This window comes from Acinetobacter haemolyticus (assembly GCF_900406815.1).
Classification (GTDB): Bacteria; Pseudomonadota; Gammaproteobacteria; order Pseudomonadales; family Moraxellaceae; genus Acinetobacter; species Acinetobacter haemolyticus_A.
In genome coordinates this window covers 1-10,200 of sequence record NZ_OVCN01000032.1, presented here as the reverse complement: position 1 = coordinate 10,200, position 10,200 = coordinate 1, and the positions used below count along the sequence as shown (strand labels likewise).

The following is a 10,200-nucleotide window of genomic DNA, read 5'->3' as shown; positions in this document are numbered from 1 at the left end:
ACATCAATTTAACTGGGGATTATCTATGGCGAAGCAAAGCCAAGATAGGTGGTGGAAAATTTAGGCCATTGCGCGCAATTGAAAAACCTTAGCGTGCTATATTTTCCGTTTCCTGAGACGACCCCTATCATTACGACGAACTTGAGCTTCTCGGAATGGAGCAATGTATTTGGTGATGCTAAGTTGACGACTGCACTGCTGGATCGACTGACTCATCATTGCCATATCATCGAAACGGGTAATGAATCCTATCGTTTTAAGCAAAGCACGGAGGAAGCCAAGCAGCGTATAAAGAAACGAGAAGCAGAGAAAGGAGAGTTATTTTAACCGTCGATCAGTGAAGAAAAAGCAACAGCAATTGATCGATTTATCCACAGCAGTGTAGTACGCTACATTGCTTAAATGCCTGGTCAATATTCAACGAGCATCGCTGGTCAATATTAAGTGAGCGTCAACAATCTTGGGCATTTCGGGGTATCTCTGGTGGCACAAACAGGTTTGCAGTTTGACCTTTCCACATCTCAGGGAAAGCTCATGGCTTCTGTGATGTCTGCATTAGCAGAGTTTGAGGGAGATTTACTACGTGAACGTGTGCGCTCTGGTGTAGCAGCGGCACAAGCGCGTGGCGTTGTGTTTGGTCGTCGTCCTGGTCAACGTACCAAGTCAGATCGTCTGGCACCTAAAGTGTTGGAGTTGGTGTCTGCTGGACACTCTTATCGACAAGTCGGTCGGCTGGTCAATCTAAGCAAAAATACCGTGTTGGATATCGTTAAAAGAAGTCGGAGTGAAAATCCTTAGCGTGCTATATTTTCCGTTTCCTGAGACGACCCCTAACTGAAGACATTGACGGTGGATGGGCTGCAATGGGAATTAAAACCTCTACAGAGTTCACAGCGGGTTGCAAGCGTTGGGTTGAGTTGAGGTTATCGGATTGGAAGTGGAGGGCTGCCATATGATTGCCATCTCTGACATAGCGTTTTAAGGTATTTTTCTAGGGCGTATTGATGTTTCAACGTATTAACAATCATACGAACAACCTCATTCTCTCAGGTCATTTTCTTCTTGCCGATGGGTGATTTTTCGCCGATAAGCACTTGGTGATACACCAAACCAGCGTTTAAACGCGCGCCGAAAATTAGCAGAGTCGTGGTAATTCAGTAAGCTGGCAATTGCCTCGACCGATATTTGAGGGTCATGTAAATAACTACTGGCTTTCTCAGATAAAATCCGATCTCGAATCAGCCGGTAACTCGTGTTCTCTTTGACCAGACGTCTGGCCAGCGTACGCTTATTCATAAACAAGGCTGCAGCCAGATCCTCTTCACTCAGTTGCCCGAGCGGATAGGACAGCATGGCTTTTTGCACTTGGTAGGTGGTGCTGTGTTGTTGGGTCTTGAGCCGGTTGAGGATCATTTCGCATTGTTGCATCGCCAGCAGATAGCTATCGTGCTGCGCGGATGCATTGGCAATCAAGCACAACTCGGTCGGCACTCGGATCGACAGTTGTGGCTGATCAAACTGATAGGTACCGGCAAGATAATCCGCGTAACAGGCATGATGATCGGGGGCGGGATGGCTAAACTGAATCACCGCCTCGGTCAGCGGTCGTCCAACAATAAATTCGGCACATTCCGAAAAAATCACTGCAACGGTTTCGGACAGTAGCCGATGTACTGCGCTATTCAGGGTTTGCTCAAAAAAAATCATGCAGCTCGTCCACGCAGCATCGGTATGTGCTTCAAGTCGCATCAAACTTATACGCGTCGGCAAAAATGTCTGAAACGCATGTAACACGGCTAGCAAGTTCGGGCTACTATTAATTAAAAAGCCCATCGCACCATGCGTTGAGGGAGTTAGGCGCTGACCCAAGCGCAAACCGAACTGTTCAGATGTTGATAGATCTATGCTGTTTTGCAGGATCTGAGCTTGTTGGCTGGCCGTGATCATGGTGTCATCACGCATCAGTTGCTCAGTGGTCAGCGCAGTGAATTTTAATAATTTCGGCAGATCGCGCGCTTGTAAGTCCAGTTCTCGACCGATCAAACGGGTATAGCTACACGGAATGATCGCGGGTTCTTTGCCTGAGTGAGTCTGATACATGGAATATGCTTTATTGGCTGACGAGGTAATATTGTCTTTTTATGACCTCTATTTGTCAAATAATAACCTCTACAGAACCGCAGAGAGTGCGTAATCTTGAGCTTGAACAGTGAAATTAAGCCAAATCGGAGTCGTAGCCATGAGCCAAATTACATTTATTGCCCACGATGGTGCACAAACCAGCGTTGCAATCGAAGCGGGTAAGTCACTAATGCAGTTGGCGGTTGAAAACGGTGTTGCCGGAATTGATGGGGATTGCGGTGGCGAATGCGCCTGTGGTACCTGCCACGTGATTGTCAGTGCTGAGTGGTCGGATGTTGCGGGTACGGCACAAGCGAATGAGCAGCAGATGTTGGAAATGACCCCAGAGCGTGCTGCCACCTCACGTTTGGCGTGTTGTATCCAAGTGACCGATGCAATGGATGGCATGACGGTACATCTGCCTGAGTTTCAGATGTAACACGTCAGCTGTAACCCAGCGGATCAACCGCCTTAACAAACACACCTCGTCAACGATGCTCAGTCAGGAGACCATCATGAACTCAGTCGCAGAAATTTTTGAGAAAATAACCCAAACTGTCACCAGCACCGCTGCAGACGTAGCAACCACGGTTACGGATAAAGTCAAGTCTAATGAGCAGTTTCAAACGGGCAAGCAGTTTTTGCATGGTCAAGTGACCCGTTTTGTCCCATTGCACACGCAGGTTCGCGGCATTCAGTGGATGCAAAAAGCCAAATTCCGTGTGTTTAACGTGCAAGAATTTCCTGCATTTATCGAGCAACCGATTCCAGAAGTTGCAACACTGGCACTTGCTGAGATTGATGTTAGCAACCCATTTTTATACAAGCAAAAAAAATGGCAGTCTTACTTTAAGCGGCTGCGTGATGAAGCACCGGTACATTATCAAGCCAACAGTCCGTTTGGGGCATTTTGGTCGGTCACGCGTTACGATGATATTGTCTATGTCGATAAAAATCATGAGATTTTTTCAGCTGAACCTGTGATCGCGATTGGCAACACCCCTCCTGGGTTAGATGCTGAAATGTTTATTGCAATGGACCCACCCAAGCACGATGTGCAGCGGCAGGCCGTACAGGATGTAGTCGCACCAAAAAATCTCAAAGAGCTAGAGGGTTTGATTCGGCTACGCGTGCAAGAGGTTTTGGATCAGTTGCCAACGGATCAGCCGTTTGATTGGGTGCAGAATGTTTCGATTGAGCTGACAGCCCGTATGTTGGCAACATTATTTGATTTCCCATACGAAAAGCGGCACAAATTGGTTGAATGGTCAGACTTGATGGCTGGCACTGCGGAGGCCACAGGTGGGACAGTGACAAATTTGGATGAGATTTTTGATGCAGCAGTCGATGCAGCAAAGCATTTTGCGGAGTTATGGCATAGAAAAGCCGCACAAAAATCTGCAGGCGCTGAAATGGGCTATGATTTGATCAGCTTGATGCAGTCAAACGAAGCGACTAAAGACCTGATTTATCGGCCGATGGAGTTTATGGGCAATTTGGTCTTGCTAATTGTCGGCGGCAACGATACCACACGCAACTCGATGACGGGTGGGGTATACGCACTTAACCTGTTTCCAAATGAGTTCGTCAAACTCAAAAACAATCCGAGCTTGATCCCGAACATGGTATCCGAAATTATTCGCTGGCAAACCCCGCTGGCCTATATGCGTCGGATTGCCAAGCAAGATGTAGAGCTTAACGGTCAGACCATCAAAAAAGGCGACAAGGTGGTGATGTGGTACGTTTCTGGCAACCGCGATGAGCGAGTGATTGAGCGACCTGATGAATTGATCATTGATCGTAAAGGTGCGCGTAATCATCTGTCATTTGGTTTTGGTGTGCATCGCTGTATGGGTAATCGCTTGGCCGAGATGCAGTTGCGAATCTTATGGGAAGAGCTGCTTCAGCGTTTTGAAAATATTGAGGTTTTGGGTGAGCCAGAAATTGTGCAATCTAACTTTGTGCGCGGCTATGCCAAGATGATGGTCAAACTGACTGCCAAAGCGTAGGTATCAAAATAGGCGACAGAGGCATTTTGCAACTGTCGTCGGCAACAATTGATGCTGTGCATCAACCATGAACTGAGTGAATTCATATGCAAACAATCGTCATCATTGGCGCAAGTCATGCTGCGGCGCAGTTGGCGGCAAGTCTGCGGCCAGATGGCTGGCAGGGCGAGATTGTGGTGATCGGCGATGAGCCGTATTTGCCGTATCATCGACCGCCGTTGTCCAAGACCTTTTTATGCGGTGCACAACTGGTCGATGAGTTATTGATTCGGCCAGCCGCTTTTTATCAAAAAAATCAGATCGAATTTCGGCACGGGCGGGTGGTTGCGATTGATCGGGCAGCGCGCAGCGTGACACTACAAGATGGCAGTACGCTTGCGTATGACCAGTTGGCGCTGTGTACCGGTGCACGAGTCAGGACGGTGTCGCTGGCTGGGTCTGATTTGGCAGGTGTGCATTATCTTAGAAATATCAGCGATGTACAGGCTATCCAGCCATTTGTACAACCCAACGGCAAAGCAGTGGTGATCGGTGGTGGCTATATCGGTCTTGAAACAGCCGCCGCATTGACCGAGCAGGGCATGCAGGTGGTGGTCTTGGAAGCCGCCGAGCGGATTTTGCAGCGGGTAACTGCACCGGAAGTGTCGGACTTTTATACGCGGATTCATCGCGAACAGGGTGTGACGATTCATACCGGTGTGTCGGTCACGGCGATCACGGGTGAGGGGCGGGCGCAAGCGGTGCTGTGTGCCGATGGTTCGATGTTCGATGCAGATCTGGTGATCATCGGGGTCGGGGTTGTACCGAATATCGAGTTGGCGCTGGACGCGGGCTTGCAGGTGGACAATGGTATTGTGATTGATGAGTATTGCCGTACCAGTGCGCCAGAGATTGTGGCCATCGGGGATTGTGCCAATGCGTTTAATCCGATTTATCAGCGGCGGATGCGCTTGGAGTCGGTACCAAACGCCAATGAACAGGCCAAAATTGCCTCGGCGACCTTGTGTGGCTTACAGCGGACCTCGAAGAGTTTGCCTTGGTTTTGGTCAGATCAGTATGATCTAAAGTTGCAGATTGCGGGACTCAGTCAGGGGTATGATCAGATCGTGATTCGGGGTGATGTGCAGCAAAGGCGTAGCTTTGCAGCGTTTTATTTGCAGGCGGGTCGCCTGATTGCGGCGGATTGTGTGAATCGTCCGCAGGAGTTTATGCTAAGCAAAAAGCTGATCACGGCTGGTACGGCGGTCGATCCACTGCGGTTGGCGGATGAGTCGATTGCGGTACAGGCGTTGATGGGGTAGCTTAAAACTACATCAGGCTAGATTTGCATTACGCTGATTCAGATGTTAATCAGAATGGCATCGATAGATACCTGTGAGAGCAAGTCAGGTGCAGCTTTGGCTTTGTGTAATTCACCACCCGTGATCGCAAACACGATGGGTAATCCATACCCATCTACGGCAAGATGGATCTTACTTGTCTTGCTACCTCGACTTAAGCCAATCGCCTCCTGATCGTGAGTTGCAGCACGTGCATTATGTTGATGTGCCTTGACGTAATTGCTATCCATAACCCCTACTCTATATCAGAGTCAGTAGATAAAACCCTGAGTATGCTTTGGAAAAAACCTTTTGCTGACCAGTCGTTGTATCTTTTGTAGAGATTAGGCTGCTGACCAAACTCAGTCAGGAGGTAGGTCTAGCCATGGACATTTCACCCACATTCTGTAGAGCATGGCTTCTACGGTGAGCCGTAAATTTGGTTTGTGATCAATGTCCTGTTGCTTGAGCATAGGAGAAATCTTTGCTCAATGTTGGTCGTTCAGCATAAAGCGTGGCATGGTGGACTCGGATGGGGAGAGCTTTAATTCTCTGAGTCTGCCTCCAATTTGCAATCAATATTTTCAAACGTCAACACACTCTAATGTAAAAAAACTAACATTAAAAAAACACCTCTGCCAAAAGGTCTGGTAGCTATATTCGATGTCAAAGATGATCTGGCTCACCTGCTGCGTTGTTAACTCATTCTATCAAATTTTGAGGACAGGCTTGACATTTGGTCAATCGACCAATATATTCAAAATATGCATTTGGTCATTTGACCAATACCCGTTGAATTCTTGTGTGATATTTGCTGTGCCTGACCAAGGTGAAAAATATTGCTCAAGGTCAAATGTGATAGCAGGTTTACAGACATTCGATGCCTTTACAAGGAAACTCTCGCCATGACTCATATGATCAATATCCAGCCACGTAAGCCGCGGTTTGATTTAAGTGATGTTCCAGTTTTTTGGAACGACGGTGACCCGGTGTTAACACGCTTCTTTGATGCACTTTCTATTCACTTCCCCGATGGAGAGCGTTTTTTTATTCAGTCGGTGCGTAACTATCAGGATCTGGTCACAGATCCTAAACTGAGAGAAGATATCAAAAACTTTTTTCGCCAAGAAGCGCAACATGGCATTGTGCATGACCAGTATAATGCGGTGATGCAGTCGCAAGGCATTCATGTCGAAAAGGTCATCGCAAGATTCAAATTATTTATTCGGCTCTCCCAAAAACACCTGCCCGCCAAGTATCTGTTGGCCATGACAGCTGCCTTTGAACATATTACTGCTGTACTAGGCGAGGGTGCTATGGAGGGTGAGGGTGAGATGTTCAAGAATGCTCATCCCGCAATGCGTGCCATGTTCATGTGGCATGGGGTAGAAGAAGTCGAACACAAAACAGTAGCCTTTGATGTTTACGAAACAGCGGCAGGTGGGGGTATTTCACCCGCGCATCTGCTTTGATTATCGGAACGCTACTGGTACATGCGGTGGTTGGCTCAGTTCTTTGGCATATGTTGAAAATTGACAAACTACAAGGTCAGCCATTGGTGCTTGCTAAGGGATTTTATCGCCTCTATGGACCACGTGGCCTGATTACCAGACTTATTCCACGCTATCTGGACTGGTTTAAGCCAGGTTTCCATCCTAGCGACACCGAAATCCCAGAAAAGGTTAATTCTTGGCTGGCTGAATATGATAAGCATCAAGACCCTATGGAAGCGTCACGAATTGTTTTTAATGTCCCCATTGCAAAAGCTGTATAGATCAGGAGAGACCGTGAAAGACTCGACTCGACTTGACCAAGTCGAGTAACCTGTCTTATTGATATAATGTTATGAGTCAAACTATGTTGAGTAGTGAATCTACGCGAGTCGAAGTTGCTGACCGCGAGAGAGTATTAGCCGCTTCTGCCAAGCTGTTTCGAGAAAAGGGTTTTGAGCGTACCAGTGTGCGAGAAATTGCCAGTGCTTGTGGTATTCTTCCAGGCAGTCTGCATTACCGCTATCGTAGTAAAGACGATATTTTGGTTGATATGATGCGGCTTGCTATTGAGAGAACTATTTACAGGATTGTTGAGGCGACTTCCGCGATTCAAGATCCACTCAAAAAAATGCAATCGGCACTGCAGACACATGTCGATATCCTTATGTCGGGTGACGATATGGTTTATGTGTTGTTGTTTGAGTGGCGCTCGGTACATGGAGTCGCACGTGAGCAGATTATTGCTGAGAGAGACAGATACGAGCGATATTGGCAGACAATTCTTGATGATCTGCAGTCTTATGGTTGTATCCGAAACGATGTGGATGCAGATCTGTTAAGACTGATTGGGCTAGGAGCAATAAACTGGGCTGCCACTTGGTATAAAGAAAATGGTAAGTACAATCTTGAACAGATCGCGGATGCGATATGGCAGATGATGACAAGAGGCATCCTTAATCCAGATTTTCACGAAGAGGCAAAAAACCTGTGACCAACTATAAGACTCCATCCCGTATCACGCACGCCATCGGGAGGCATTGTGGCAGCTCCGCAATTCGTGATTTGCTCGAGTTTAATGGGCTGAATATTTCCGAGGCCATGTGCTTTGGATTAGGCTCAGGGCTTGGCGTGACCTATTTGGAAATGGCTGACGCCCCTGTGCCATTTTTAGTGCATGTGCGGTCTTTGGGGTTTGAAGCGCGCGTATTTGAAAGTATCGGTATACCCTTTGAGTGGCAAACCTTCGAGTCACCCGAATCGGCAGCCACCGCGCTGGAGAAATGTTTGGATGCGGGTCACCCCACCCTGTTGCTGACGGATATTTTTTATTTACCTTACTTCAACAGCAGCACGCACTTTCCCGGTCACGCCATAGCCGCTTGGTCGAGAAATCCAGAGACAGGTGCGGTATTTGTCACCGATACCGAGCGTCCGAGTGTTTTGTCGGTGACGCGAGAGGCACTGACCCGCGCACGTTTTTCTACACAGCCCCCATTTATTCACTATGGCAATATGTTCACGCCCACCGCGTTTCAAGGCGAAATTACCCCCGAGATGATTACCGGTGTCATCCATGACAACGCCAAGTCATTAGCTGTGAGTGGCATATCGGCACTGGAAACATGGCTGGCCGAACTGAGTCGTTGGGGAGCCACAGGCGATTGGCACTGGACGACCCGATTTGCCTACCAAATTATTGAAAAGCGTGGCACAGGTGGCGGCGGCTTCCGCAAAATGTACGCTGAATTCCTTGATGAAGCGGTTCACTATGACGCAAGTGTACAGCAATATCGACTGCCCCTGTTAATGAGGGCTTGCGAAAAAGCATGGACGGCATTAGCCATGTGTTTGAAGTCTGCCTCGGAAAGCACAAACTTTCCATATGCCGCCATTGAAGAGGCCATTGTGGCGGTGATGCAGGCCGAACGTAATTATACAGATGCCGCCCTTGCACTTTGAGACGTGCCGCTAATTTTTTCGCAATAAAATCAGCCAGCAATGGCGGGAGTTCAAAAATGGACAGTAATAACACGGCACACCTGACCATGGCTAAGGCGTTTTTTGGTACTAATCACCCTTTATTCAATATGTTCAATATTAGTGTTGGTGCAGTGAGCGATGGTCATGCCGAGATGACGATGCCCTTCTCTGAGCAACTCTCTGACCGTAAAGGCTCACTGCATCGAGGGGCTTTGGTGACGCTGCTGGATACGACTTGCGGCTTATCTATTTTTTCGTCATTGCGGTCGTTAGAGCCGATTGCCACTATTGATTTGCGTGTCGATTTTTTGCGACGTATTCCCTCTGCGGTAGGTTTAAAGGCGATAGTGGATTGCATTGGTAGAACCGATACGGTGGCCTTTATCACGGGCCGAGCGGTTGCAGAAGACAGTGGTGAGCTACTGGCTACTGTCACTGGTTCTTTCGCAATCGGCACGATGGGACCCTCTTTTGACAGCAATGAAGCGCGAGGCGAGTGATATGAGTATAGTAAATCAGATGAGCGCGGAAACACCCCCACTAAAATTGTGTGACGAGCCTTTTGTCGATTTTCTAGGTTTTCGTGAGGAAATGCAACATGGAGAAATACAGTACTTTATGGACTTTCGTGATTCGCATATCGGCAACCCGATGATTGGCACGTTTCATGGCGGCATTCTCGCGAGTTTTGGTGAAGTGGCCGCCGCCGCCTATCTTGCCCGTCAGCGTGGTGATAATGAGCTGCCCTTATGCTCCACGATGACCTTTGATTACCTGCGGCCAGCATTTATAGGTACGTTACAGGCAGTCCCCAGTATTGTTCGTGCGGGTCGGCGCATTACGACAGTATCGGTTCAGTTACTACTTGATGGCAAGTTGGTTTGTATCGGTCGATTCCTGTTTACGGTTAGCAGCAAATAAAATTGGAGCAAGCTCAGTTCAGGATGCCGACCCTGTTTTACTCAGAAAAATTTTCAATAGATAGACAAATAATATCAAATAGCTGGAACTACTACTGATACCGATACAGCGTTGGCGCAGAAATCCCAAACTCCTTCGCCAATGCTCGCTTGGTTTTGTAGTCGCCAGATTCAAGACGTTGATGCAGCAGAGCCACTTGTTCAGGAGTCAGTGACGGCTTACGGCCCTTGTAGGGGTCGTCTCAGGAAACGGAAAATATAGCACGCTAAGGTTTTTCAATTGCGCGCAATGGCCTAAATTTTCCACCACCTATCTTGGCTTTGCTTCGCCATAGATAATCCCCAGTTAAATTGATGT

At 47.9% G+C, this 10,200-nt stretch carries 10 protein-coding genes and 3 pseudogenes; 10 read left to right on the top strand and 3 right to left on the bottom strand.

Annotated features, from left to right (window positions below):
* Positions 1-108 precede the first annotated feature (108 nt).
* Positions 109-327: pseudogene (locus tag DK207_RS15390) on the top strand (ATP-binding protein); the annotation flags it as partial.
* Between the two features lie 117 nt (positions 328-444).
* The gene (locus tag DK207_RS15385; RefSeq protein ID WP_009516421.1) at positions 445-798 is read left to right on the top strand and encodes a recombinase family protein; all 354 of its coding nucleotides are present in this window, start codon (positions 445-447) and stop codon (positions 796-798) included.
* Positions 799-1,038: 240 nt separating this feature from the next.
* Here DK207_RS15385 and DK207_RS15380 read toward each other — a convergent pair whose 3' ends face one another.
* On the bottom strand, positions 1,039-2,100 hold the full coding sequence (locus DK207_RS15380) for an AraC family transcriptional regulator (protein ID WP_035270176.1): 1,062 nt from the start codon (positions 2,098-2,100) through the stop codon (positions 1,039-1,041).
* Between the two features lie 139 nt (positions 2,101-2,239).
* Here DK207_RS15380 and DK207_RS15375 point away from each other — a divergent pair, with 139 nt between their 5' ends.
* From DK207_RS15375 to DK207_RS15365, 3 genes are all read left to right on the top strand, one after another.
* Complete coding sequence (locus DK207_RS15375; RefSeq protein WP_000078398.1) at positions 2,240-2,560, top strand: 2Fe-2S iron-sulfur cluster-binding protein; 321 nt, start codon at positions 2,240-2,242, stop codon at positions 2,558-2,560.
* A 76-nt stretch (positions 2,561-2,636) separates the two neighbouring features.
* Positions 2,637-4,130 carry a cytochrome P450 gene (locus DK207_RS15370; RefSeq protein ID WP_001089493.1) on the top strand — a complete coding sequence of 498 codons (1,494 nt, stop codon included), beginning with the start codon at positions 2,637-2,639 and terminating at the stop codon, positions 4,128-4,130.
* Positions 4,131-4,216: 86 nt separating this feature from the next.
* On the top strand, positions 4,217-5,431 hold the full coding sequence (locus tag DK207_RS15365; protein ID WP_001193555.1) for an NAD(P)/FAD-dependent oxidoreductase: 1,215 nt from the start codon (positions 4,217-4,219) through the stop codon (positions 5,429-5,431).
* Between the two features lie 38 nt (positions 5,432-5,469).
* Here the strand turns inward: DK207_RS15365 and DK207_RS15360 are convergent, their stop codons facing one another.
* Positions 5,470-5,700: an IS5 family transposase gene (locus tag DK207_RS15360; protein ID WP_004656998.1), complete on the bottom strand. Its 231-nt coding sequence runs from the start codon at positions 5,698-5,700 to the stop codon at positions 5,470-5,472.
* A 654-nt stretch (positions 5,701-6,354) separates the two neighbouring features.
* On the opposite strand from DK207_RS15360, the pseudogene DK207_RS15345 reads away from it, so the two are divergent.
* From DK207_RS15345 to DK207_RS15325, 5 genes and pseudogenes are all read left to right on the top strand, one after another.
* Positions 6,355-7,223, top strand: a pseudogene (locus DK207_RS15345) (metal-dependent hydrolase).
* 83 nt (positions 7,224-7,306) lie between these two features.
* Positions 7,307-7,933: a TetR/AcrR family transcriptional regulator gene (locus tag DK207_RS15340; protein ID WP_000952904.1), complete on the top strand. Its 627-nt coding sequence runs from the start codon at positions 7,307-7,309 to the stop codon at positions 7,931-7,933.
* The gene (locus DK207_RS15335; protein ID WP_000186299.1) at positions 7,930-8,901 is read left to right on the top strand and encodes a BtrH N-terminal domain-containing protein; all 972 of its coding nucleotides are present in this window, start codon (positions 7,930-7,932) and stop codon (positions 8,899-8,901) included. The genes DK207_RS15340 and DK207_RS15335 overlap by 4 nt, the downstream gene beginning before the upstream one ends.
* Before the next feature lie 56 nt (positions 8,902-8,957).
* Positions 8,958-9,422, top strand: coding sequence for a PaaI family thioesterase (locus DK207_RS15330; RefSeq protein ID WP_000378064.1), 465 nt, complete (start codon positions 8,958-8,960; stop codon positions 9,420-9,422).
* A gap of 1 nt (position 9,423) precedes the next feature.
* Positions 9,424-9,843, top strand: coding sequence for a PaaI family thioesterase (locus DK207_RS15325; protein WP_000029507.1), 420 nt, complete (start codon positions 9,424-9,426; stop codon positions 9,841-9,843).
* A gap of 91 nt (positions 9,844-9,934) precedes the next feature.
* Here DK207_RS15325 and DK207_RS15320 read toward each other — a convergent pair.
* Positions 9,935-10,057: pseudogene (locus tag DK207_RS15320) on the bottom strand (helix-turn-helix domain-containing protein); the annotation flags it as partial.
* Positions 10,058-10,200 lie beyond the last annotated feature (143 nt).

Bases quoted from the DNA above. Each gene is read 5' to 3' on its own strand.
- DK207_RS15340 (WP_000952904.1), top strand. From the start codon at position 7,307: ATGTTGAGTAGTGAATCTACGCGAGTCGAAGTTGCTGACCGCGAGAGA.
- DK207_RS15370 (WP_001089493.1), top strand. From the start codon at position 2,637: ATGAACTCAGTCGCAGAAATTTTTGAGAAAATAACCCAAACTGTCACC.
- DK207_RS15380 (WP_035270176.1), bottom strand. From the start codon at position 2,100: ATGTATCAGACTCACTCAGGCAAAGAACCCGCGATCATTCCGTGTAGC.
- DK207_RS15330 (WP_000378064.1), top strand. From the start codon at position 8,958: ATGGACAGTAATAACACGGCACACCTGACCATGGCTAAGGCGTTTTTT.
- DK207_RS15360 (WP_004656998.1), bottom strand. From the start codon at position 5,700: ATGGATAGCAATTACGTCAAGGCACATCAACATAATGCACGTGCTGCA.
- DK207_RS15375 (WP_000078398.1), top strand. From the start codon at position 2,240: ATGAGCCAAATTACATTTATTGCCCACGATGGTGCACAAACCAGCGTT.
- DK207_RS15325 (WP_000029507.1), top strand. From the start codon at position 9,424: ATGAGTATAGTAAATCAGATGAGCGCGGAAACACCCCCACTAAAATTG.
- DK207_RS15365 (WP_001193555.1), top strand. From the start codon at position 4,217: ATGCAAACAATCGTCATCATTGGCGCAAGTCATGCTGCGGCGCAGTTG.